Raw genomic sequence first — 22673 nt, forward strand, 5'->3', positions numbered from 1 at the left:
CATCGTCGCGGCAACCGGCGCCATCCATCGAAGGTCTTCGAACAGAGGAATGAAATCATGAGCAAGCTGGCAGGCAAGGTAGCGATCGTCACGGGCGCATCGAAGGGCATCGGCGCGGCAATCGCGAAGGCACTGGCCGACGAAGGTGCATCGGTCGTCGTCAACTACGCGAGCAGCAAGGCGGGCGCGGACGCGGTCGTGAGCGCGATCACGGAAGCGGGCGGCCGCGCGGTCGCGGTCGGCGGCGACGTGTCGAAGGCCGCCGATGCGCAGCGCATCGTCGATACCGCCATCGAAACGTACGGTCGTCTCGACGTACTCGTCAACAACTCCGGCGTGTACGAATTCGCGCCGATCGAAGCGATCACCGAAGAGCACTACCGCCGGCAGTTCGACACGAACGTGCTCGGCGTACTGCTGACGACGCAGGCGGCGGTCAAGCATCTCGGCGAAGGCGCGAGCATCATCAACATCAGCTCGGTGGTGACCAGCATCACGCCGCCGGCCAGCGCCGTGTACAGCGGCACGAAGGGCGCGGTCGACGCGATCACCGGCGTGCTCGCGCTCGAACTCGGCCCGCGCAAGATCCGCGTGAACGCGATCAACCCGGGGATGGTCGTGACCGAAGGCACGCACAGCGCGGGCATCATCGGTTCCGATCTCGAAGCGCAGGTGCTCGGCCAGACGCCGCTCGGCCGCCTCGGCGAGCCGAACGACATCGCGTCGGTCGCCGTGTTCCTCGCCTCGGACGATGCGCGCTGGATGACCGGCGAGCATCTCGTCGTGAGCGGCGGGTTGAACTGATCGTCGGCGGTACCGCGCGAACGGTGCAGGGGCGCCGTTCGCGCCGTTACGCGCTCATCGCCAGCGTATTCGCGCCGACGTGCCAGCGCAAGCATTCGACGACGAGCGCGTGATCGCGTTCGGAGCCGAGCCCCGCGATCGTCATCGCACCGACGATGCCGGCGCCGGCGATACGCACCGGCACGCCACCGCCGTCGAGTGCGTAATCGTCGTCCGACAGGCCCTGCGACCGCAGCGACCAGCCGGCACGCCGAAAGCGCGCGCCGACCGCGAGCGAACTCTGGCCGAAACGCAGGACCGTGTTTTGCCGGCGGCGGATCGCATCGCCGTCGTGCGCGCCGCTGCCGTCGAGCGCGCAGTAGAACAGCAACGCCTGCTCGCCCACGATGCCGACCGCAATCGGCAGCCCGCGTCGCGACGCGAGGTTGATCGCGATTTCTCCCATTCGGCGCGCGACGGCTGCATTGAAGTGCGGCAGCGCCGGGTTCGACGTATCGTCGTCGAAGGCGTGGGATTCGAGGCGAAAGGGGGGCGTCACCATGGCGGCTCCGTAGCGTTGCCGGCACTGTATGCGCGTGCCGGGCGTCGCATCGTCACGGGCCGCGTCGGCCCGTCTTCCATTCAGTGCTTCGGCGCTTCAATACTTCAGCCCTTCACCGTTTCGGCGCCGCATCGAGCATCCACTCGTGCGCGGGATCGTTCTTGAACGCCCACGCGCGGCTCGGCCCGGCCATCACGTTCAGGTAGTACAGGTTGTAGCCGTGCGGAGCGACCACCGGGTGGTAGCCGCGCGGCACCATCACGACGTCGTGATTCTCGACCGCGCACGCCTCGTCGAGGCTGCGGTCGTCGGTGTACACGCGCTGGAACGCGAAACCCTGCGGCGGATCGATCCGGTGGTAATAGGTTTCCTCGAGCGAGGTTTCGTCGGGCGCCGCGTCGCGGTCGTGCTTGTGCGGCGGATAGCTGCTCGAATGGCTGGCCGGCGTGACGACTTCGACGACGAGGAGGCGCTCGGCCGCCGGGTTGTCGCCCATCAGGATGTCGCATACGTAGCGCGTGTTGGTGCCTTGCCCGCGCGCCGAGCGGCGCATCCGTTCGCCGTCGAGGCGCCGCACGGGTTTGTCGCCGCTCGCGTACGGCGCGGTGCACAGCGCGACCTCCGCATCGCGCGTCGCGACCAGCGTGACGCGCTTGCCGCCCGGCACGTACAGCGCGTCCGGCGACACGTCCTCGAACACGCTGTCGCGCTTGCCGAGCGCGTCGTAGGCTTCGCCGTCGACCTCCGCGCGCACCGTGCCCGTCAGCACGACGACGCACAGTTCGCGCGTGCCCGTGTCGAGCGTCTCGGTGTCGCCGGCCTTCAGGCGCAGCGCGCGAAAGCCGACGTGTTTCCAGCCGGCCGATTCGGGCGTGACGTTGCAGATTTCGCGGTCGGCGGATGCCTTGACCAGCAGGGGAGAAATCGTCATGAAATGGGTCTCCGCAATAGGATAGGGCGGCGCGCTCGGGCGTTTGCGCACATGCTCACGCGCTCAACCGGTCGACGATCGCGCGCAGCGATTCATAGCCCTTCTTCGCATACGCATAGCTCGGCGCGACGGCCGGATCCTGCTCGGCCTCGACGACGAGCCAGCCTTCGTAGCCGGCGTCCTTCAGCGTGCGCAGCGTCGCGTCGTAGTCGAGCGCGCCGTCGCCCGGCACCGTGAAGGTGCCGTTGATCACGCCGTTCAGGAAGCTCCAGCCGTCGTTGCGCGCCCGGTTGACGACCTGCGGCCGCACGTCCTTGCAATGCACGTGCGCCACGCGCGATACGTGCTTCCTCAACAGCGTCACCGGGTCGGCCGCGCCGCCGAAATACGCGTGGCCGGTGTCGAACAGCAGGAACACCTTCGCGGGATCGGTCAGCGCCATCAGCCGGTCGACGTCGTCCGGCGATTCGACGTACGCACCCATGTGGTGATGGTAGGCGAGCCGGATCCCGTAGGTGTCGAGCAGATGCGCGCCGAACGCGTCGAGGCGCGCGGCGTAGCGCCGCCAGGCGTCGTCGTCGACGAAACGCGGCCGCTTCGCGACCGGCGTGTCGATGCTGCCCTGGATCGTGCCCGCGCATTCGCCGTACACGACGACCGTCACGTCGTTGAATTGCAGCTTCGTCATGTGCGCGCGGCAGCGCTCGATTTCCGCCGCGACGGCATCGGCGTCGGTCATGCCCGGCGCGACTTCCGCGAGGAAGCCCGAATACCAGCCCGACACGCATACGAGCCCGAATTCGGCGAGCTTCGCCTTCAGTTCGGGGCCCGTCTTCGGAAACTTGTTGCCGAGCTCGAAGCCCGCATAGCCGATTTCGGCGCCTTCCTTCAGCGCCGTCTCGAGCGGCGTCTCGCCGCCGAGCGACGGCAGGTCGTCGTTCATCCACGACAGGGGATTGATACCGATGCGGACGTTCCAGCTCATGACTTGCTTCCTTGATTCGGATGATGTGTGGCAGGCGTGTTCGTGGCGCAGCGTGCGCAATCAGCGCCGCTGCCGGGTTTTCGCATCGAGATACGCGCGGTGTGCGTCCTCGACACCGGCGCGTTCGGATACCTGCGGCACCGCGACTTCCCACCATGCGCCGCCGTCGTCGGTGGTGCGACGGTGCGTGGTGTCGATCACGAGCACCTGGCTCTTCGTCGTCGCACGCGCGCGTTTCATTTCGCGGCGCAGCTCGCCGATGTCGCCCACGTGCACGGCGTCCGCTCCCATCGCGCGCGCATGCATCGCGAAGTCGATCGTCGAGCGTTCGCCGCCCTCGGGCACGCAGTCGTCGAGCATGTTGTTGAAGCTCGCGCCGCCGCAATTGAGTTGCAACCGCTCGATGCAGCCGTAGCCTCGGTTGTCGAGGATCACGACGATCAGCTTGCGGCCGAGCATCACGGAGGTCGCGAGCTCCGCGTTGAGCATCATGTACGAGCCGTCGCCGACGATCACGATCACTTCGCGCTCGGGTCGTGCAAGCTTCGCGCCGAGGCCGCCCGCGACCTCGTAGCCCATGCACGAATACGCATAGTCCATGTGGTAGTTGCCCGGCACGCCGCTGCGCCACAGCTTGTGCAGTTCGGCCGGCAGCGTGCCGGCCGCGCAGACGACGAGATCGTCGCGCGCGCTGTCGCGCCCCGCGTCGGCCGCGGAGTCGCGCACCGCGCCGATCACGTCCGCGTCGTACGGCAGCGTGTCCTTCGGCATCCGTGTGGTCAGCTCCGTCACGCGCGCGTTCCATGCGGCGGCCTGGTCGCGGTTGGCGGCCGTCCACGCCGCGTCGGCACGCCAGCCGGCCAGCGCGGCCGACAACTGGCCGAGGCCCGTACGCGCATCGGCAACCAGTTGCCGGCCGCGTTTCTTGCCCGCGTCGAACGGCTGCACGTTCAGGCTCAGCAGCGTCGCGTCGCCGTAGAGCGCGTGCGAGCCGGTCGTGAAATCCTGCAGCCGCGTGCCGACCGCGAACACGACGTCGGCCTGCGCGGCCGCGCGGTTGGCGGCGGGGGAGCCCGTCACGCCGATCGAGCCAAGGTTCAGCGGGTGGTCCCACGCGAGGCTGCCCTTGCCGGCCTGCGATTCGGCCACCGGCACGCCGTGCGTGTCGGCGAACGCGCGCAGCGCGTCCCACGCCTGGCTGTACAGCACGCCGCCGCCGGCGACGATCAGCGGCTTCTTCGCGGCCTTCAGCACGTCGAGCGCATCGGCGAGTTCGAGCGCGTCGGCCGGCGGCCGGCGCATCCGGATCACCGGCGGCGCGAAGAAATCCTCGGGCCAGTCGTACGCGAAGGTCTGCACGTCCTGCGGCAGCGCGAGGCACACGGGGCCGCACTGCGCGGGATCGGTCATCACCTGGATCGCGCGCGGCAGCGCGACGAGCAACTGCTCGGGCGACGTGATGCGATCGAAGTAGCGCGTCACGGGCCGGAAGCAGTCGTTCGCGCTGACGTCGCCCTGTTCGAAATCCTCGACCTGCTGCAGTACCGGGTCGGGCAGCCGCGACACGAACACGTCGCCGGGCAGCAGCAGCAGCGGCAAGCGGCCGACGTGCGCGAGCGCGGCAGAGGTGAGCATGTTGGTCGCGCCGGGGCCGATGCTCGACGTCGCGGCCATCATCCGCTGGCGGAAATTCGCTTTCGCGAACGCGACGGCCGCATTGGCCATCCCTTGCTCGTTGTGCGCGCGAAACGTCGGCAGCCGGTCCTTCTCGGCATGCAGCGCTTCGCCGAGCCCGGCCACGTTGCCGTGGCCGAAGATCGCGAACACGCCGCCGCAGTACGGCAGGATCTCGGTGCGGCCGTCAGGCTGGACGACTTCGGCGCGCAGGGCGGCCAGGTAGCGCACGAGCGCCTGGCTGACGGTCAGTCTTACGGTAGTGGTCATCGTCGGTCGATAGAGAGAAGTCGGATGGTCGTCACGAACACGGGCATCAGGCTGCCGCCGCGGCGCGCGCGGCGGCCCGCCGGCCCAGCCACGCGTCGACCAGTTGCGCGAAGTTGCCGGCCACTTCGTCGATCAGCGCCTGGTCGTCGATCCGGCCCGCGAACCAGTTCAACGACGCATCGGCCCACAGCGTGCGCCCGACCATGAAGCCCTTGACGATCGGGTCGGTCGCCGAGCGGAAGCTGTCGACGAGGTATTGCAGCGGCTGGTTCAGCCCGAGGATCACCGCGCCGCGGCAGTGCGGATCGCGCTCCGCGATCAGCGCGGCGAGCCGCGCCCAGCCGTCGGCGCTCAACGGCGTGAGCTTCCACCATTCGGGTTTCACGCCGAGGTTGTAGAAGCGCGCGACCGTGCGCAGCACCGCGTCGTCCTCGGTGCCGGCCGGCGTGACCGCGCGCGGCGGAATCATTTCCAGCAGCAGCTCGTTGCCGCTCGCCCGCGTGGCTTCCCACAGTTCCAGCACGCGCTGCTCCTGCTCGACACGCAGGTCGACATGGTCGTCGGGGTGATAGTGAACGAGGCACTTCACGACCTGTTCGGTCGGCCAGTGCGTGAGCGACGAGCCGACCGAGCGCGTCTCGTCGAACCGCAGCGGCCGCGAGCCCGGCAGCTCGACCGGGCGGCCGACCCACCAGCCGCGCCCGGTGGCCGACGCGAGCGCGTCGCTGCCGTACGCGCCGCCGTCGATCAGCACGCCGACGTGGCCGGCGATGCCGCGATCGCGTTCGACCTGTTCGACCGCGCGCACGAGCAGGCGCTTCAACGTCTTGATCCGCGCTTCGTCCGCGCCGGCCTGCACCGCGAGTTCGTAGAACTGGCTGCGATGGTCGAACGCCATCACGCACAGGTCGTCCCATTCGCGGCGCGGCACCGTCACGCGATGCAGGTGCGCGAGCGTGCGGTCGGCATCGACCGCCGGATTGCGGCTGCCGTCGAACCAGTGCGCGAGTTCGGCCGGCGTCGGCATCGCGGCCGAGCATGCATGACGCGACACGACGATCGCGCCGCACGCGTTCGCGATCCGCGTCGATTCGGCCCAGTCGCGCCCACGCAGCAGCCCCGACAGCAGGCCCGACAGGAACGCGTCGCCCGCGCCGAGCACGTTGAGCACCTCGACGCGTTCGCTGACGAAGGTCGGCGCATCGTCGATGCGCACGGGAACGTCGCCTTCGATCACGCAGCAGCCGAGCGCGCCGCGCTTGACCACCAGCGTCGCGGTCGTGATCGCGCGCACCGCCTGCAACGACGCGATCAGGTCGTGCGGCACGCCGCCCGCGATCAGGAATTCCTCTTCGGTGCCGACCAGCAGGTCGAATTCGCCGAGCACCTGCTGCAGTTGCCGCGTCACCTGCGCGTCGGGTACGTAGCGGTTCTCGCCGGCGCCGCGTGCTGTCAGCCCCCACAGCACCGGCCGGTAGTCGATGTCGAGGATGCGCACGGCACCGTGCCGGCGCGCATACGCCAACGCCGTCAGCGACGCCTCGCGCGTGCCCGGCGTCGACAGATGCGTGCCGGTGATCGCCAGCGCGCGGCAACCGGCGATGAAGTCCTCGCTGATCTCGTCGGCGCGCACAGCCATGTCCGCGCAGTTCTCGCGCACGAACAGCAGCGGAAACGTATCGCGATCCTTCAGTCCGAGCAGCACCAGCGCGGTGAGGCGCTCGCGATCGGTCTGCAACTGGCTCGTGTCGCAGCCTTCGCGCTCGAGTGTCTCGCGCAGGAAGCGGCCCATCTGCTCGTCGCCGACGCGCGAAATCATCGCGGTCTTCAGCCCGAGCCGCGCGACGCCGAACGCGACGTTGCCCGACGAGCCGCCGAGATACATCTGGAAGCTGCGCGCGTCTTCGAGGCGGCTGCCGTACTGCTGCGCATAGAGATCCACGGCCACGCGGCCGAGGCAGGCGAGATCGATGGGGCGGTCACTCGGAAAGTTCAGCAGGCTCATATCACGTGTCACGCTCGCGGCCGGCGTTCGGCGCTGCCGGCAGATTAGGGGACCGAATCCTGGGCGGCTATCGGCAGCGGATGCTGCACGACGCGAGGCTGCCTGCCGTCAGGATTCGGGCTACGGACGCAGTCTAGACTTTTTGGAAATCCAGTTCCCTAGGTGAAATCACGTAGAAATAAATTTCCAAATTTTCGAGGAAGTGATCTACAGTTTCATCCGGATGCTTCAGTCCCGATCGGACCAGACGGGACTCGGCCCGGCGGCGCGCAACGCGCCGTCTTCCGCCCCCGGAGATGAGGAGACAGATTGATCATGAAGACCAAGCTGATGGCCGTCGCGGCCGCCGCGATCCTGGCTGCGCCGCTCGCGCATGCCGAGAAGATCGGCGTGACGATGGCATCGTTCGACGACACGTTCCTGACCATCCTGCGCAACAGCATCGCCGATTCCGCGAAGAAGGACGGCGCGACGGTGCAGATCGAGGACGGCGGCAATGACGTCGGCAAGCAGTTGAGCCAGGTCCAGAACATGATCGCGCAGAAGGTCGACGCGATCATCGTGAACGCGGTCGATACCGACGCGACGCCGAAGATCACGAAGATGGTGACCGCGGCGAAGATCCCGCTCGTCTACGTCAACCGCAAGCCGGTCGATTTCGACAAGCTGCCGGCCGGCGTCGCGGTCGTCGCATCCGACGAAAAGCAGTCTGGCACGCTGCAGGCGCGCCAGGTGTGCAAGCTGCTCGGCGGCAAGGGCGACATCCTCGTGCTGATGGGCGAGCTGTCCAACGAATCGGCGCGCGCCCGCACCAAGGACATCGAGGACGTGATCGCGACCAAGGATTGCGCGGGCATGAAGATCGTCGACAAGCGCGAAGGCAAGTGGAGCCGCACGCAGGGCCAGGACATCACGATGAACTGGCTGAGCTCCGGGACCAAGTTCGACGCGATCGTGTCGAACAACGACGAAATGGCGATCGGCGCGATCAACGCGCTGAAGGCCGCGCGCAAGCTGACGCCGAAGACGGTCGTCGCCGGCATCGACGCGACGCCGGACGGGCTTGCTGCGATGAAGGCCGGCGAGTTGAAGGTGTCCGTGTACCAGAACGCGTCCGGGCAGGGCGCGCAGGCGGTGGCCGCGGCGCTCAAGCTTGCGAAGAAGCAGCCGGTCGACCGCTACGTGAACGTGCCGTTCGAGCTCGTGACGCCCGACAACATGAACCAGTACGCGAAGCACTGACCGGTTGTCCCGTTGAACTGCGCGGGCCCGGCACGGCCGGGTTCGCGCGCGACTTGTCGAGGAACGTCCATGTTTACAGCCAGGATCGCGCGCCCGATGGCCGGCGGCGACGCGCCGGCCGCTTCGTCCGGGGCGGCCGGCTCGTCCGGTTCGCCGCCTCCTTCCGCGGCCGACTGCGTGCTCGAGGTGCGCGGCGTCGGCAAGTCCTTTCCCGGCGTCGTCGCGCTCGACGGCGTGCAGTTCCGCGTGCGCCGCGGCACCGTTCATGCGCTGATGGGCGAGAACGGCGCCGGCAAGTCCACGCTGATGAAGATCATCGCGGGCGTCTACACGCCCGACCAGGGCGAAATCCTGATCAACGGCGAACCGGTCGTGCTGAACGGCCCGCTCGATGCGCTCGACCGCGGCATCGCGATGATCCATCAGGAGCTCAACCTGATGCCGTACATGACGGTCGCGGAGAACATCTGGATCCGCCGCGAACCGAAGAACCGCTTCGGCCTGATCGATCACGCCGAGCTGCGCCGCCGCACGGCCGCGCTGTTCGAGCGGCTGTCGATCGACATCGATCCGGAAACCGACGTGCGCGCGCTGACGGTCGCGAGCCGCCAGATGGTCGAGATCGCGAAGGCCGTGTCGTTCGACTCGGACGTGCTGATCATGGACGAACCGACCTCCGCGCTGACCGACAAGGAAGTCACGCACCTGTTCCGGATCATTCGCCAGCTGCGCGAGCAGGGCAAGGGCATCGTCTACATCACGCACAAGATGAACGAGCTGTTCGAGATCGCCGACGAGTTCTCGGTGTTCCGCGACGGCAAGTACATCGGCACGCATGCGTCGAGCGACGTCACCCGCGACGACATCATCCGCATGATGGTCGGGCGCGAGATCACGCAGATGTTCCCGAAGGAGGACGTGCCGATCGGCGACGTCGTGCTGTCGGTGAAGGATCTCTGCGTCGACGGCGTGTTCCGCGACGTGAGCTTCGAGCTGCGCGCGGGCGAGATCCTCGGCGTCGCGGGCCTCGTCGGCTCGGGGCGCTCGAACGTCGCGGAGGCGCTGTTCGGCGTCGTGCCGGCCACGTCGGGCGAGATCCGCATCGACGGCAAGCCGGTGCGGATCGCGACGCCCGCGCAGGCGATGAAGCACGGGATGGCGTTCCTCACCGAGGACCGCAAGGATTCCGGCTGCTTCCTGAATCTCGACCTGCTCGCGAACATGGAGGCGGCGGTGCTGAGCCGCCGCTACGTGAAGTTCAATTTCGTGCAGCAGGCGCAGTTGAAGCGCGACTGCGAGGAAATGAGCCGGATGCTGCGCGTGAAGTCGCCCGGGCTGCACGAGGAAATCCAGAACCTGTCGGGCGGCAACCAGCAGAAGGTGCTGATCGGCCGCTGGCTGCTCACGCAGCCGCGCATCCTGATCCTCGACGAACCGACGCGCGGCATCGACGTCGGCGCGAAGGCCGAGATCCACCGGCTCGTCAGCGCGCTTGCCGGCAAGGGCGTCGCGGTGCTGATGATCTCGTCGGAAATGCCGGAAGTGCTGGGGATGAGCGATCGCGTGATGGTGATGCACGAAGGGCGCATGACCGGCATCGTCGATCGCAAGGACGCCGACCAGGTCCGCATCATGGATCTCGCGTCGCGCTGAGCCGTAACAAGATTGGAGACAACTGAAATGGGCAACCTGAACCCGGTCGCGGATGCGCAGACCATGACGCTCAAGTCGCGGCATACGAAGTGGCCGCCGGAACTGAGCATCTTCCTCGTGCTGGTCGGCATCAGCCTGTTCTTCGAGATCGTCGGCTGGATCGTCGTCGGCCAGAGCTTCCTCTTCAATACCGAGCGGCTCGAGATCATCGTGCTGCAGATGGCCGTGATCGGCATCATCGCGGTCGGCGTGAACCTCGTGATCATCACCAGCGGGATCGACCTGTCGTCGGGGTCGGTGGTCGCGGCGGCCGCCGTCGTGTCGGCGAGCCTCGCGCAGGTGTCCGACTTTCCGCGCGCGGTGTTTCCGCACCTCACCGACCTGCCGATCATCTGGCCGGTGCTCGCCGGCGTGTGCGTCGGGCTGCTGGTCGGCCTGCTGAACGGCACGCTGATCGCGATGACGGGCATCCCGCCGTTCATCGCGACGCTCGGCACGATGGTCGCCGCGCGCGGCTTCGCGAAGTGGTTCACCAACGGGATGCCGGTGTCGATGCTGACCGACCCGTTCGCGGCGATCGGCGCGGGCGCCAATCCGGTGATCATCTTTCTCGTGGTCGCCGCGATCTTCCACGTCGTGCTGCGCTACACGCGCTTCGGCAAATACACCTATGCGATCGGCGCGAACCGCCACGCGGCCGTCGTGTCGGGCATCAACGTCACGCGGCACCTGATCTTCGTCTATGCGATCGCGGGACTCCTGAGCGGGATCGCCGGCACCGTGACGGCCGCGCGCGCGATCTCCGGCCAGTCGGGCATGGGCGTGATGTACGAGCTCGATGCGATCGCGGCCGTCGTGATCGGCGGCACGTCGCTGTCGGGCGGCCTCGGGCGCGTGACGGGCACCGTGATCGGCGTGCTGATCCTCGGCGTGATGACGTCGGGCTTCACGTTCGTCCGCATCGATGCGTATTACCAGGAGATGGTGAAGGGCGCGATCATCGTCGCGGCCGTGATCGCCGACCAGTACCGCAACAAGAAGTCGCGCCGCTGACCGATTTCGATACTGCCGAAACCGTGGAACCGTCCGGGAAGAAGATGAAGATCGCTCTGGATCCCTACATGATTCGCCACCTTCCGCTCGATCGGCTGCCGCATGCGGTCGCCGAGCTCGGCTACGACCAGATCGAGCTGTCGCCGCGCAGCGATTTTCTCGACTGGTGGGTGATGCCGCGCGCGACCCCCGCACGCATGGCCGCGTTCCGCCAGGCGATGCGCGCGAGCGGCGTCGGTCTCGCGTCGCTGCAGCCGATGTACCGCTGGGCGAGCCCGTTCGAGGACGAGCGGCAATGGGCCGTGCGCTGCTGGCAGAAGGCGATCGAGGTCGCGGTCGAGATGGAGTGCCCGCTGATGGTGTCCGAGTTCGGGCGCGGCGCGTCGCCCGAGCGTTCGGTCGGCGAGCGGCCGGGCGCGAACCCGAAGGAGCTGTGCGAAGCCGCGTGGTTCCGCTCGATGGACGTGCTGCTGCCGATCCTCGAGCGCGAACGCATCGTGCTGTCGGTCGAGCCGCATCCGGAGGACTGGATCGAGCAGCTGCAGCCGGCGATCGACATCGTCACGAATCTCGGGTCGCCCGCGCTGAAGCTGTCGTATATCGCGCCGCACACGTTCTACTACGGCGACGACATGGCCGCGATGATCGCGCAGGCCGCGCCGATTCTCGCGCACGTGCGCGTGGCCGACACGTTCGACCACCGCAAGAGCAGCCAGTTGCGCTACATCGTGAACCCGCCGGGCTCGAACCAGATCCGCGTGCACCAGCATCTCGACATCGGGCAGGGCGAGATCGACTGGGACGTGTTTTTCCGCGCGCTCGGCGCGGCCGGCTTCGACGGCGTGATGTCGTCGTGCGTGTTCGCATGGGAGGACCGCGCGGAAGCCTCGTCGCGCTACATGCGCGACACCATCCAGCGCTACGTCGATCGCCATTTCGACCGCGCCGCGCGCTGACCGATTGATGACCGGCGCGGCACGGGTCGCGCCGCTGATGAACGAACCACTGGAGACACCTGCATGACCTTGCAAATCGGCGTGATCGGCTGCGGCGCGATCGGCCAGGACCACATCCGCAGACTGACCCGCACGCTGTCCGGCGCGCGCGTCGTGGCCGTCAACGACATCGATCCGCGGCAGGCGCGCGACGCGGTGACGAAATACGGGCTCGACGCCGAGATCTACGGCGATGGCCACGAAGTGGTCGCGGCCGCCGACGTGCAGGCCGTGCTCGTCACGTCGTGGGGGCCGACGCACGAAGCGTTCGTGCTCGACGCGATCGCGCACGGCAAGCCGGTGTTCTGCGAGAAGCCGCTGGCCGTCACGGCCGACGGCTGCATGCGGATCGTCGAAGCCGAAGTCGCGCACGGCAAGCGGCTCGTGCAGGTCGGCTTCATGCGGCCGTACGACGAAGGCTATCGTGCGCTCAAGCGTTTGATCGACAGCGGCGCAATCGGTGCGCCGCTGATGCTGCACTGCGCGCACCGCAACCAGTCGGTCGGCGAGCGCTACACGACCGACATGGCGATCACCGACACGCTGATCCACGAACTCGACGTGTTGCGCTGGCTGCTCGGCGAGGACTATGCGAGCGCGCAGGTCGTCTATCCGAGGAAGACGCGCCATGCATCCGCGCACCTCGCCGATCCGCAGATCGTGCTGCTCGAAACCGCGAGCGGCGTGCGCATCGACGTCGAGATTTTCGTGAACTGCCAGTACGGCTACGACATCCAGTGCGAGGTGGTCGGCGAGCAGGGCATCGCAAAGCTGCCCGATCCGCCGGCCGTCGGGCTCAAGCACGCGGCGCGGCAGTCGGTCGAGATCATGACTGACTGGAAGGAGCGCTTCATCGCGTCGTACGACGTCGAGCTGCAGGCGTTCATCGACGGCGTGCGGCAGGGCGGGCTGACCGGGCCGTCCGCATGGGACGGCTACGCAGCGGCGGTCGCGGCCGACGCATGCGTGCGGGCGCAGAAGAGCGGCGCGGTCGAACCGATCGCGATGGCCGACCATCCCGCGTTCTATCGCGGCTGATCCGCGGCCGCTCGTCGCTTACCGGACCGACCGACATGACGATGAAGATTGGCTGCGCGCCGTGCTGCTGGGGCGTCGACGACGTGAAGAACCCGCACCTGCCGCCGTGGCGGCACGTGCTTGCCGAGGCCGCGCAGGCCGGCTACTCGGGCATCGAGCTCGGGCCGTACGGCTACATCCCGCTCGAGCCCGACGTGGTGAGCGCCGAGCTCGAACGGCACCGCCTGAGCATCACGGCCGGCACGATCTTCGACGATCTCGTGTCGCCGGAGAACCTGCCGAACCTGCTGCGCCAGACGCGCGACATCTGCGCGCTGATCACGCGGCTGCCGACGCCGCCGACGCAGGACGGCCAGCGCTACGCGGCGCCGTACCTGGTCGTGATGGACTGGGGCCACGAGGAACGCGACTACGCGGCCGGTCACGGCGATCGCGCGCCGCGGCTGTCCGACGAGCGCTGGGCGCGGATGGTCGACCATATCCGGCAGATCGCGACGATCGCGCGCGACGCGTTCGGCGTGCGCGCGGTGATTCATCCGCATGCGGGCGGCTACATCGAGTTCGCGGACGAGATCGACCGGATCGTGGCCGATATTCCGGCCGATACGGTGGGCCTGTGTCTCGACACCGGCCACCTGCATTACTCGGGCATGGACCCCGAAATGTGGCTGCGCCGCCATGCGGCGCGTCTCGACTACGTCCATTTCAAGGATATCGACGCGGCCGTGTACGACGCGGTGATGGGCGAGCACATCGCGTTTTTCGCCGCATGCGCGCGCGGCGTGATGTGCCCGATCGGCACCGGCGTGCTCGACTACCGCGCGATCCGCCAGGCGCTCGACGACATCGGCTACGCGGGCGCCATCACGATCGAGCAGGAGCGCGACCCGCGCAACGCCGGCACGAGCCTGCGCGACGTCGCCGCGAGCCGCGCGTTTCTCGCGTCGGCCGGTTTTGCATGACCTCCTGAACACGCACCGGGAACACCACCATCATGATTGACGGACAGATTCTGCTTGGACATTCGATTCGCTGGGGCATGGTCGGCGGCGGGCTCGGCAGCCAGATCGGCTACAGCCACCGGTCGGCCGCGCTGCGCGACGGCAGCTTCCAGTTGGTTGCCGGCGCATTCGACCTCGATCCCGAACGCGGCCGCCAGTTCGGCGTGAAGCTCGGCGTCGCGGCCGAGCGCTGCTATCCCGATTACGCGACGATGTTCGACGCCGAAGCGCGTCGCCCGGACGGCATCCGCGCGGTGTCGATCGCGACGCCGAACAACACGCACTTCGAGATCTGCCGCGCCGCGCTGAACGCGGGGCTGCACGTGGTCTGCGAGAAGCCGCTGTGCTTCACGACCGAAGAGGCCGAGGCGCTGCAGCGGCTGTCGATCGAGAAGAACCGGATCGTCGGCGTTGCGTACGGCTACTCGGGACACCAGATGATCGAGCAGGCGCGCGAGATGATCGCGCGCGGCGACCTCGGCGAGATCCGCATCGTGCAGATGCAGTTCGCGCACGGTTTTCACAGCGAAGGCGTCGAGGCCGCGAGCGCGGCCGCGCGCTGGCGCGTCGATCCGACATTCGCGGGCCCGAGCTACGTGCTCGGCGACATCGGCACGCATCCGCTGTACATCTCCGAGGTGATGGCGCCGGAACTGAAGATCCGGCGGCTGATGTGTTCGCGGCAAAGCTTCGTGAAGAGCCGCGCGCCGCTCGAGGACAACGCGTTCACGATCATGGAATACGACACCGGGGCGATCGGCTACGTGTGGTCGAGCGCGGTGAACGCCGGCTCGATGCACGGGCAGAAGGTGCGCGTGATCGGCTCGAAGGCCAGCATCGAATGGTGGGACGAGCATCCGAACCAGTTGCGCTACGAAATCCAGGGGCAGCCCGCGCAGGTGCTCGATCGCGGGATGGGCTATCTGCATCCGCGGGCGCTGCGCGAGGATCGGATCGGCGCCGGGCATCCGGAAGGGTTGTTCGAGGCTTGGTCGAACCTGTACGCGCGCTTCGCGCTCGCGATGGATGCGGCCGATCGCGGCGACGCCGCGGCGTTGAAGGCCATCCGCTTTCCGGACGTCCACGCGGGCGTCGAGGGCGTGCGCTGGGTCGAGAATTGCGTGCGTTCGGCCGATGCGGGCAGCGTATGGGTCGACTATCGTTGAACGGTGAGGGCAGGCGGGCTGCGCGGCGCGTCGTCGCGCTTCGTCGCGACAGCCGGCCTCGGTAGACGCCCTAATCTTTACGACGCCGCGAGCCCGTTGGACAATCGCTTCCAGTCGTGCCGTGGAGCGTGTGCAAGTGATGATCGAGCGCGTGGGAGCGAGCAGGCGGCGCGGGCCGGGCCGCAAACGTGATTAAATTCGCCCTTCATGCATGTATCCAGTCGAGCCCCGGGCCGCGTGCGCCAGCATCGCGCGCGCATCGGGGCCGTCAACTTCGCGCTATCCGATGAGTTCATCCGAGAAACCTCCCGCCACCGTCGAGCAGTTCCTGCAGCACCTGACGCAGGAGTACGACGGCCTCAGCAATCGCCTGAAGGTGATTGCGCGCCACGTGGAAACGCATCGGGACCAGCTTGGGCTGGAAGGCATCCAGTCGCTCGCGGAAGCCTGCGGCGTCCAGCCGTCGGCCGTCGTGCGCTTCGCGAAGCACTTCGGCTTCTCCGGCTTCTCCGAGATGCAGCGGCTGTTTCGCGAGGGGCTCGCGCAGCAGATCGCGCCCGGGCGCGCATACAACCTGCGGCTGCGCGACGTGATCGAGGCCGGCTCGTCGAGCCTGCAGCCCGAACAGATCGCCGACGAATTCATCAAGGGCAGCATTGCCGGGATGCAGCAGTTGCGGCAGACGCTCGATTCGCAGGCGCTCGCGCAGGCCGTGGATTTGCTCGCCGATACGCAGGCGATCTGGATCGCCGGGTCGCGGCGCGCGTTTCCGATCGCCGTGTATCTCGACTATGCGCTGCAGCATACCGACAAACGGATCGGCCTGTTCAGCGCGCTCGGCAGCATGCATCTCGGCCAGATCCGGTCGGTGCGCGAGGGCGACGTGATGATTGCGATCTCGTTCATGCCGTATGCGGACGAGACCGTGCAGGTCGCGCAGCAGGCCGCGCAGCGCGGCGCGCGACTGATCGCGATCACCGACAGCCGGATGAGCCCGCTCGCGCGGGACGCGGAAGTGACGCTGATGGTGCAGGACAGTGCAACGTTCGGCTTTCGTGCGCTGACGGCCACGATGGGCCTCGCGCAGAGCCTGTTCGTCGCGCTCGCGTACCGGCTCGAGCTATCCTATATGCCGACCGCCGACGGTGCGCACGGCACGAAGGCCGGCTAGGGCTGTTCCCGCCAATCACGGGCTTGCGCTGGCCACCAGAAGGGCCGGGCGCAAGGAATGCGACGAAGCTTCTGCCGGCGCACCGCCCGCCTGACCGGCCGACGGGCGGCGCACCGGCCGGCTTACTTCGCGGTCGGCATCGCGAATTCGGCGCCCTTGCCGATGCTCGACGACCAGCGCTGCATCACCGACTTCTGGCGCGTGTAGAAGCGCACGCCTTCCTCGCCGTACGCGTGCATGTCGCCGAACAGGCTCTTCTTCCAGCCGCCGAAGCCGTGCCACGCCATCGGCACCGGGATCGGCACGTTGATGCCGACCATGCCGACCTGGATGCGTCGCGCGAATTCGCGTGCGATCCCGCCGTCGCTCGTGAAGCACGACACGCCGTTGCCGAACTCGTGCGCGTTGATCAGGTCGACCGCCTCGCCGAAATCCTTCACGCGCACGCAGCCGAGCACCGGGCCGAAGATCTCTTCCTTGTAGATCCGCATGTCGGGGCGCACGTGATCGAACAGCGTGCCGCCGGTGAAGAAGCCGGCTTCGCGGCCCGGCACGCGCAGCCCGCGCCCGTCGACCACCAGTTGCGCGCCTTCGTTCACGCCTTGCTCGATATAGCCTTCGATGCGCTTCAACGCTTCGCCGGTGACGATCGGGCCCATCTCGACTTCCGGCGACATGCCGTCGCCGATCACCAGCTTGCGCGCGCGCTCGGCCACGGCCGGCACGATTCGGTCGGCCACGTCGCCGACCAGCACCGCGATGCTGATCGCCATGCAGCGCTCGCCCGCGGAGCCGTATGCGGCGCCGATCAGCGCGTCGACGGCCTGGTCGATGTTCGCGTCGGGCATCACGACGAGGTGGTTCTTCGCGCCGCCGAGCGCCTGCACGCGCTTGCCCGACTGCACCGCGCGCTGCTGCACGTACGCCGCGATCGGCGTCGAGCCGACGAAGCTGACGGCCTGCACGTCCGGATGATCGAGGAGCGCATCGACCGCGCCCTTGTCGCCCTGCACGACGTTGAACACGCCGGCGGGCAGGCCGGCCTGCGTGAGCAGGTCGGCGATGAACAGCGCGGCCGACGGGTCGCGCTCGCTCGGCTTCAGCACGAACGTGTTGCCCGTCGCGATCGCGACCGGGAACATCCAGCACGGCACCATGCACGGGAAGTTGAATGGCGTGATGCCCGCGACGACGCCGAGCGGCTGGCGCATCGTCCAGTTGTCGATGCCGGTGCTGACCTGGTCGGTGAAATCGCCCTTCAGCAGCTGCGGCACGCCGCACGCGAATTCGACGATGTCGATGCCGCGCGCGACTTCGCCCTGCGCGTCCGAGAATACCTTGCCGTGTTCGGCGGTGATGATCGCCGCGAGCGTGTCGCGGTGCTCGTTCATCAGTTGCAGGAAGCGGTGCAGCACGCGCGCGCGGCGGATCGGCGGCGTCGCGGCCCAGGCCGGGAACGCGGCGTGGGCGGAGGCGACGGCCTGCTGCACTTCGCTGCCGTCGGCCAGTGCCACGCGGCGCACCGCGCGGCCGAGCGCCGGATTGAGGACGTCCTGGAAACGGCCGCTGCGGCCGGCGACGGGCGCGCCGTCGACATAGTGGCCGACGTCGGCGTCGGACGTGTACGCGGGAACCTGATTCATCGTGTCTCCTGGGGGATGAGGGGGGAACAGCACCTAGTCTAGGGAAACCGGCAGGGCCGGAGAAGGCCGCGAAACTTGATTCACTGTTCAGAATTCTGAATAATCAGTGGATGAATCAGCAAAATGTCCAGGCGCTCTGGCCGCACATCCATTCGCTGACGGTGCTGGCCGCGGCCGGCAGTTTCACGGCTGCCGCACAGCGGCTCGGCATCAGCAAGGCCGCGATGAGCCAGCGCATCGCCGATCTCGAAAAGGCGGCCGGCGTGCCGCTCGTGCGGCGCACCACGCGCAGCGTGCGGCTCACCGATGCGGGCCAGACGCTCGTCGACAGCACGCGCGACGCGTTCGAGTCGATCGGCCAGCATTTCGCGCGCGTGAAGGATCTCGCCGGCGAGCCGCGCGGGCTGTTGCGCCTCACGGTGCCGGTCGCGCTCGGGCGCCAGCAGATCGTGCCGCACCTGCCCGATTTCCTGCGTCAGCATCCGGGCGTACAGATCGAGCTCGACCTGTCCGACCGCCTGCATTCGCTGACGCAGGAGGGCTTCGACCTCGCGATCCGCCATACGACCACCGCGCCGCAGACCCATGTCGCATGGAAGCTGTGCGACACGCGTTCGCTGCTGGTCGCGAGCCGCGACTATCTCGACATGCGCGGCGCGCCGCGCCACCCGAGCGAACTCGTCGATCACAGCTGCCTGTGCTACCTGCGCGAGCACGAGCCGGCCGCGTGGAGCTTCGAGCCGGACGGCCGCCGGCGCCAGCGCGTGAGCGTGCCGGTGCGCGGCAGTTTCGCGGCGAACAACAGCGAGGCGATGCGCGAGGCCGCGCTCGGCGGGCTCGGCATCGCGCTGCTGCCCGATTTCAGCGCGCGGCGCGATCTCGATGCCGGCCGGCTCGTCGCGCTGCTCGACGGCTGGCGGCCGTCGGGCGCGTTCGGCGACCATATTTTCGCAATCCGCCCATACAGCCCGGTCGTGCCGAGCGCGGTGCGCGCGCTCGTGCGGCACCTGCGCGAACGGCTTGCGGGCGGCTTCTCCGGCGCGTGAGCCCGACGGCGGCGCGCGCCGGGCCGTGGGCGGGCCGGGCGGGCACGGCGGCGCTGCGGTAAAATCGCGGCTTCCTCCCGCGCCGTGAGTGGCGCGTCATTCGAAGGTCGACCGCCGATGCAGATTCACAAGGAAGTGGACGCGCGCGGGCTCAATTGCCCGTTGCCGATCCTGCGTGCCAAGAAAGCGCTTGCCGATATGGAAAGCGGGCAGATCCTCAAGGTGCTCGCGACCGATCCGGGCTCGCAGCGCGATTTCGCCGCGTTCGCGAAGCAGACGGGCAACGAGATCGTCGAATCGACGACCCAGGACAAGACCTTCGTGTTCCTGATGCGCCGCCGCTGAAGGCGCGCATCGCACGTCCCGCCGCGCCCGGCGCCCGGCCGGCGCGCCTGGCGGACCGCTTCGCCGGCCCACCCAGCCGGCTGCCCCTGAGTACTTTCCAAGACCGAAAGAAGCCTGACGGGAGCGAGCGCTACACAAGAGCCAGCGCACCCCTCGCTCAGGCTCCTGTTCCATTGGAAAGCGCTTACCGCGCCTCTCTGACAATTCTTAAACCTCGTTGCGTGACCGGCTGCGTATACTGACCCGGCCGGTCGTCCGCTCCCAGCGGAGGCGCCGGCCACGGTACGTCGCACGGCGGGCTCGGGGGCCATGCCTGACGCTACCGTCGTACAACGGGGAGAGGACATGTCCTTCAGACCAGGGACCCTTCGAAGTCCGTCCGGAGCGCAAAGCATCGCGCCCGTGCGCACCTCGGAATTGAACCGGATCGAGCTCGATCCGCAACGGGACCGCCACGCGCGTGCCGCGCTGGAGGCCTATGCGGATTCGGCCGCGGCCGAGATGCCGTGGCTGGCCGAGTGGCTCGACGAACGGCTGCGCGATGCCGCGCGGGGCGATGGCTCGGGCCCGACCTACTGCGGTGCGACGATCGAACGCGTGTTCGATCTGGCGCAGGCATGGGCGGCAGGCCAGCCCGACTACGCGGCCGGCGCGTGGGAGCGTGTGCGCGACCAGTTGCAGCGGATGCTGGCGCAACCGCCGCTGTCGGAGCGGCCGTCGCCACGCGTGCCGACAGACGATTTTGCCGAGCCGGTGGCCGGCATCGCGGGCGCCGAATAGGCGTCCGGTTGCGCAACAGAAAGGATTATTCGAAGAAAGGGCGATAGTCCGCGCAATTTCTTGGCGAATTTCATACTACTATGATGAAATCGCCGGTTCGTCCGTGCCCCGTTTTTGAGATATTTAACCGGGGTCGCCGGTTTGCGCAGGTGGCGCGAGCGGCGAACGACGGCTCGCCGGCCGGTATCCGGTGCCGCGCGCATGCTGCGCGGCCGGGGCAGGCGCGGGAGCCGAATGGACGAATCGACTTCGATTTGCGGGGTGCTATGAGAATTGCTGTATTGGATGACGATCCGGCCCAGACGGATTTCGTCAGTCAAACGCTGACGGCCATCGGCCATACGTGCTATGCGTTCAAGGAAGGCAAGGCCCTGAAGAAGCGCCTGCAGCGCGAGACGTTCGACCTGCTGGTGCTCGACTGGAACGTGCCCGACATGTCCGGCGAGGAAGTGCTCAAGTGGGTGCGCGCCAACCAGACCGAGCATAGCCTGCCGATCATCTTCATGACGAGCCGCGACGACGAGGCGGGGATCACGCAGATTCTCAACGCCGGCGCCGACGATTACGTGGTCAAGCCCGTGTCGGGCCCGATCCTGCGCGCGCGCATCGGTTCGCTGCTGCGCCGCGCGTATCCGGTCAACGCCGAGGCGACCGTCCGCGAATTCGATCAGTTCCGTTTCGACGTGAACCTGAAGCAGGCGTACGTCGGCGACAAGGCCGTGAGCCTCACGCAAAAGGAATTCGAGCTCGCGCTGCTGCTGTTCCAGCATCTCGACCGGCCGCTGTCGCGCGCGCACATTCTCGACCTCGTGTGGAAGCAGGCGACCGACATTCCGTCGCGCACGATGGATACGCACATTTCGATGCTGCGCACCAAGCTCGGCCTGCGGCCCGAAAACGGCTACCGTCTCGCGCCGATCTACGGGTACGGCTACCGGCTCGAACGGGTCGGCCAGGGGGAACCGGAGTGACCGCGCGAATCACGCAGCGCACGGCGGGCCTGTGCACGGCGGCGCTGCGCGCGGCCTGCGCGGTCGCGTTCGTGTTCGCCGCGCAGCAGGCCGCGGCGCAGCCGCCCGCCGCCGCGGGAAAGATGGTCGTCTATCGCACGCAGGCGGGCGACACGCTGTACGCGGTCGCCGCGCGCTACCTGCAAGGTGCGGACGACTGGCAATTGCTCCAGCAGATCAACGGCGTGCCGGCGCCGAAGCGCCTGCAGCCCGGCGTCGCGCTGAAGCTGCCGGTCGCGCGTCTGCGCAAGGAAACGCTCACCGCACGCGTGATCGCGGTGCAGGGCACGGCCGAGCGCGCATCCGGCGCCGCCTTCGCGCCGCTCGCGAACGATGCGACGCTCGCCGAAGGCGACCGCGTGCGCACCGGCCCGAACGGCTTCGTGACGATCGAGCTGGCCGACGGCACGCACATGAGCCTGCCGCCCGACAGCCAGCTCGACCTGAAGTCGCTGCGCCGCACGGTGCTGACCGGCACGCTCGATCGCGAGTTCGAACTCACGCGCGGTTCGGTCGACAGCGAAGTCACCCACCTGAAGAAACGCGACGACCGCTTCCAGATCCGCTCGCCGTCGGTCGTCGCCGGCGTACGCGGCACGCGCTTTCGCGTGAACTACGACGCCGCCGGCACTGCGTCGACGCGCGTCGAAGTGCTCGACGGCACCGTCGGCGTCGCGGGCGGCCGCCAGCCGGCGGGCGCGACGCTCGTGCATGCGAAGTTCGGCAGCGTGGCGACGTCGTCCGGTGCGGTCGGCGAGCCCGTCGAACTGCTGGACGCGCCCGTGCTCGCGCATCCCGACAAGGTGCAGGACGAGCCCGACGTCGCATTCGACGTCACGCCGCTTGCGCAGGCGCATGCGTATCGCGTGCAGCTCGCGCACGATGCGGGGCTGCTCGACCTGTTCCGCGAAACGCGTACCGATTCGCCGCGCGCGGTGTTCCGCGACGTGCCGAACGGGAATTACTTCGTGCGGATTGCCGCGATCGATGCGAACGGCCTCGAGGGGCTGCCGCGCACCTATGCGTTCGAACGTCGCGTGATGGGGCTCGATGCGAGCGCGTCGCAGGGCGCGGGCGGCTACGAGTTCCGCTGGTCGCCGAACGGGTCGGGCCAGAATGCGCGTTACCGGTTCGTGCTGTCGCGCTCGAAGGACCTGAGCGCGCCGGTCGTCGATCAGGTCGGGCTGCACGCGCGCCAGATCACCGTCGCGCACCTGCCGGCGGGCGACTATTTCTGGGCCGTGACCGTCGAGGAATTCGAAGGCGGCAAGTTCTACGAGAAGACCAGTCCGGTCAGCGCGTTCACGTTGTCGCGCTGAC

General features: G+C 68.1%; 20 protein-coding genes. 14 read left to right on the forward strand and 6 right to left on the reverse strand.

Translation table 11 applies throughout. From position 1 onward, the window contains the following. Positions 1 to 57: 57 nt before the first annotated feature. Positions 58 to 804, forward strand: a complete 747-nt coding sequence (locus tag CFB46_RS11025) for a glucose 1-dehydrogenase (RefSeq protein ID WP_027784206.1) — start codon at positions 58 to 60, stop codon at positions 802 to 804. Positions 805 to 850: 46 nt separating this feature from the next. Here the strand turns inward: CFB46_RS11025 and CFB46_RS11030 are convergent, their stop codons facing one another. The 5 genes from CFB46_RS11030 to CFB46_RS11050 form a co-directional block, all read right to left on the reverse strand. Then, positions 851 to 1345, reverse strand: a complete 495-nt coding sequence (locus tag CFB46_RS11030; RefSeq protein WP_027784207.1) for a heme-degrading domain-containing protein — start codon at positions 1343 to 1345, stop codon at positions 851 to 853. 112 nt (positions 1346 to 1457) lie between these two features. Continuing rightward, positions 1458 to 2276, reverse strand: a complete 819-nt coding sequence (iolB, locus tag CFB46_RS11035) for a 5-deoxy-glucuronate isomerase (protein ID WP_027784208.1) — start codon at positions 2274 to 2276, stop codon at positions 1458 to 1460. 55 nt (positions 2277 to 2331) lie between these two features. After that, complete coding sequence (iolE, locus tag CFB46_RS11040; RefSeq protein ID WP_027784209.1) at positions 2332 to 3261, reverse strand: myo-inosose-2 dehydratase; 930 nt, start codon at positions 3259 to 3261, stop codon at positions 2332 to 2334. Between the two features lie 60 nt (positions 3262 to 3321). After that, entirely contained in the window at positions 3322 to 5205 is a 1884-nt protein-coding gene (iolD, locus tag CFB46_RS11045; protein WP_027784210.1) for a 3D-(3,5/4)-trihydroxycyclohexane-1,2-dione acylhydrolase (decyclizing), read from the reverse strand. A 46-nt stretch (positions 5206 to 5251) separates the two neighbouring features. Next, entirely contained in the window at positions 5252 to 7210 is a 1959-nt protein-coding gene (locus CFB46_RS11050; RefSeq protein ID WP_089499980.1) for a bifunctional 5-dehydro-2-deoxygluconokinase/5-dehydro-2-deoxyphosphogluconate aldolase, read from the reverse strand. A 315-nt stretch (positions 7211 to 7525) separates the two neighbouring features. Here CFB46_RS11050 and CFB46_RS11055 point away from each other — a divergent pair, with 315 nt between their 5' ends. From CFB46_RS11055 to CFB46_RS11090, 8 genes are all read left to right on the forward strand, one after another. Next, positions 7526 to 8452, forward strand: coding sequence for a sugar ABC transporter substrate-binding protein (locus CFB46_RS11055; RefSeq protein WP_027784212.1), 927 nt, complete (start codon positions 7526 to 7528; stop codon positions 8450 to 8452). A gap of 69 nt (positions 8453 to 8521) precedes the next feature. Next, positions 8522 to 10105 (forward strand): sugar ABC transporter ATP-binding protein, encoded by a 1584-nt coding sequence (locus CFB46_RS11060; RefSeq protein ID WP_027784213.1) that lies wholly within the window; start codon positions 8522 to 8524, stop codon positions 10103 to 10105. Between the two features lie 27 nt (positions 10106 to 10132). Beyond that, positions 10133 to 11158 carry an ABC transporter permease gene (locus CFB46_RS11065; RefSeq protein WP_089499981.1) on the forward strand — a complete coding sequence of 342 codons (1026 nt, stop codon included), beginning with the start codon at positions 10133 to 10135 and terminating at the stop codon, positions 11156 to 11158. A 44-nt stretch (positions 11159 to 11202) separates the two neighbouring features. Next, positions 11203 to 12114 carry a sugar phosphate isomerase/epimerase family protein gene (locus CFB46_RS11070; protein WP_027784215.1) on the forward strand — a complete coding sequence of 304 codons (912 nt, stop codon included), beginning with the start codon at positions 11203 to 11205 and terminating at the stop codon, positions 12112 to 12114. A 63-nt stretch (positions 12115 to 12177) separates the two neighbouring features. Then, complete coding sequence (locus CFB46_RS11075) at positions 12178 to 13191, forward strand: Gfo/Idh/MocA family protein (RefSeq protein ID WP_027784216.1); 1014 nt, start codon at positions 12178 to 12180, stop codon at positions 13189 to 13191. A 35-nt stretch (positions 13192 to 13226) separates the two neighbouring features. Beyond that, on the forward strand, positions 13227 to 14153 hold the full coding sequence (locus tag CFB46_RS11080) for a TIM barrel protein (RefSeq protein WP_027784217.1): 927 nt from the start codon (positions 13227 to 13229) through the stop codon (positions 14151 to 14153). A 32-nt stretch (positions 14154 to 14185) separates the two neighbouring features. Then, on the forward strand, positions 14186 to 15358 hold the full coding sequence (locus tag CFB46_RS11085) for a Gfo/Idh/MocA family protein (RefSeq protein ID WP_089499982.1): 1173 nt from the start codon (positions 14186 to 14188) through the stop codon (positions 15356 to 15358). A 286-nt stretch (positions 15359 to 15644) separates the two neighbouring features. Next, positions 15645 to 16529 carry a MurR/RpiR family transcriptional regulator gene (locus tag CFB46_RS11090; protein WP_027784219.1) on the forward strand — a complete coding sequence of 295 codons (885 nt, stop codon included), beginning with the start codon at positions 15645 to 15647 and terminating at the stop codon, positions 16527 to 16529. Positions 16530 to 16651: 122 nt separating this feature from the next. Here the strand turns inward: CFB46_RS11090 and CFB46_RS11095 are convergent, their stop codons facing one another. Beyond that, positions 16652 to 18172 (reverse strand): CoA-acylating methylmalonate-semialdehyde dehydrogenase, encoded by a 1521-nt coding sequence (locus CFB46_RS11095; RefSeq protein ID WP_027784220.1) that lies wholly within the window; start codon positions 18170 to 18172, stop codon positions 16652 to 16654. Between the two features lie 110 nt (positions 18173 to 18282). Between CFB46_RS11095 and CFB46_RS11100 the strand changes: the two genes are divergently transcribed. From CFB46_RS11100 to CFB46_RS11120, 5 genes are all read left to right on the forward strand, one after another. Further along, a complete protein-coding gene (locus tag CFB46_RS11100; protein WP_027784221.1) occupies positions 18283 to 19218 on the forward strand; it encodes a LysR family transcriptional regulator in 936 nt (311 codons plus the stop codon). Positions 19219 to 19335: 117 nt separating this feature from the next. Then, on the forward strand, positions 19336 to 19563 hold the full coding sequence (locus CFB46_RS11105; protein ID WP_006402122.1) for a sulfurtransferase TusA family protein: 228 nt from the start codon (positions 19336 to 19338) through the stop codon (positions 19561 to 19563). A gap of 345 nt (positions 19564 to 19908) precedes the next feature. Next, the gene (locus CFB46_RS11110; RefSeq protein ID WP_027784222.1) at positions 19909 to 20343 is read left to right on the forward strand and encodes a hypothetical protein; all 435 of its coding nucleotides are present in this window, start codon (positions 19909 to 19911) and stop codon (positions 20341 to 20343) included. 266 nt (positions 20344 to 20609) lie between these two features. After that, the gene (locus CFB46_RS11115; RefSeq protein WP_027784223.1) at positions 20610 to 21314 is read left to right on the forward strand and encodes a response regulator transcription factor; all 705 of its coding nucleotides are present in this window, start codon (positions 20610 to 20612) and stop codon (positions 21312 to 21314) included. After that, positions 21311 to 22672, forward strand: a complete 1362-nt coding sequence (locus CFB46_RS11120) for a FecR family protein (protein WP_027784224.1) — start codon at positions 21311 to 21313, stop codon at positions 22670 to 22672. The genes CFB46_RS11115 and CFB46_RS11120 overlap by 4 nt, the downstream gene beginning before the upstream one ends. The last annotated feature ends 1 nt before the right edge of the window (position 22673 follow it).

It is taken from the genome of Burkholderia sp. HI2761 (assembly GCF_002223355.1).
Lineage (GTDB): Bacteria > Pseudomonadota > Gammaproteobacteria > Burkholderiales > Burkholderiaceae > Burkholderia.

What these genes read in the sequence shown, in the direction of transcription:
- CFB46_RS11065 (WP_089499981.1), top strand. Translation starts at nt 10,133, where the DNA reads ATGGGCAACCTGAACCCGGTCGCGGATGCGCAGACCATGACGCTCAAG.
- CFB46_RS11060 (WP_027784213.1), top strand. Translation starts at nt 8,522, where the DNA reads ATGTTTACAGCCAGGATCGCGCGCCCGATGGCCGGCGGCGACGCGCCG.
- CFB46_RS11105 (WP_006402122.1), top strand. Translation starts at nt 19,336, where the DNA reads ATGCAGATTCACAAGGAAGTGGACGCGCGCGGGCTCAATTGCCCGTTG.
- CFB46_RS11095 (WP_027784220.1), bottom strand. Translation starts at nt 18,172, where the DNA reads ATGAATCAGGTTCCCGCGTACACGTCCGACGCCGACGTCGGCCACTAT.
- CFB46_RS11050 (WP_089499980.1), bottom strand. Translation starts at nt 7,210, where the DNA reads ATGAGCCTGCTGAACTTTCCGAGTGACCGCCCCATCGATCTCGCCTGC.
- CFB46_RS11115 (WP_027784223.1), top strand. Translation starts at nt 20,610, where the DNA reads ATGAGAATTGCTGTATTGGATGACGATCCGGCCCAGACGGATTTCGTC.
- CFB46_RS11110 (WP_027784222.1), top strand. Translation starts at nt 19,909, where the DNA reads ATGTCCTTCAGACCAGGGACCCTTCGAAGTCCGTCCGGAGCGCAAAGC.
- iolE (WP_027784209.1), bottom strand. Translation starts at nt 3,261, where the DNA reads ATGAGCTGGAACGTCCGCATCGGTATCAATCCCCTGTCGTGGATGAAC.
- CFB46_RS11055 (WP_027784212.1), top strand. Translation starts at nt 7,526, where the DNA reads ATGAAGACCAAGCTGATGGCCGTCGCGGCCGCCGCGATCCTGGCTGCG.
- iolB (WP_027784208.1), bottom strand. Translation starts at nt 2,276, where the DNA reads ATGACGATTTCTCCCCTGCTGGTCAAGGCATCCGCCGACCGCGAAATC.
- CFB46_RS11030 (WP_027784207.1), bottom strand. Translation starts at nt 1,345, where the DNA reads ATGGTGACGCCCCCCTTTCGCCTCGAATCCCACGCCTTCGACGACGAT.
- CFB46_RS11080 (WP_027784217.1), top strand. Translation starts at nt 13,227, where the DNA reads ATGACGATGAAGATTGGCTGCGCGCCGTGCTGCTGGGGCGTCGACGAC.
- CFB46_RS11070 (WP_027784215.1), top strand. Translation starts at nt 11,203, where the DNA reads ATGAAGATCGCTCTGGATCCCTACATGATTCGCCACCTTCCGCTCGAT.
- CFB46_RS11025 (WP_027784206.1), top strand. Translation starts at nt 58, where the DNA reads ATGAGCAAGCTGGCAGGCAAGGTAGCGATCGTCACGGGCGCATCGAAG.
- CFB46_RS11090 (WP_027784219.1), top strand. Translation starts at nt 15,645, where the DNA reads ATGAGTTCATCCGAGAAACCTCCCGCCACCGTCGAGCAGTTCCTGCAG.
- iolD (WP_027784210.1), bottom strand. Translation starts at nt 5,205, where the DNA reads ATGACCACTACCGTAAGACTGACCGTCAGCCAGGCGCTCGTGCGCTAC.
- CFB46_RS11085 (WP_089499982.1), top strand. Translation starts at nt 14,186, where the DNA reads ATGATTGACGGACAGATTCTGCTTGGACATTCGATTCGCTGGGGCATG.
- CFB46_RS11100 (WP_027784221.1), top strand. Translation starts at nt 18,283, where the DNA reads ATGAATCAGCAAAATGTCCAGGCGCTCTGGCCGCACATCCATTCGCTG.
- CFB46_RS11075 (WP_027784216.1), top strand. Translation starts at nt 12,178, where the DNA reads ATGACCTTGCAAATCGGCGTGATCGGCTGCGGCGCGATCGGCCAGGAC.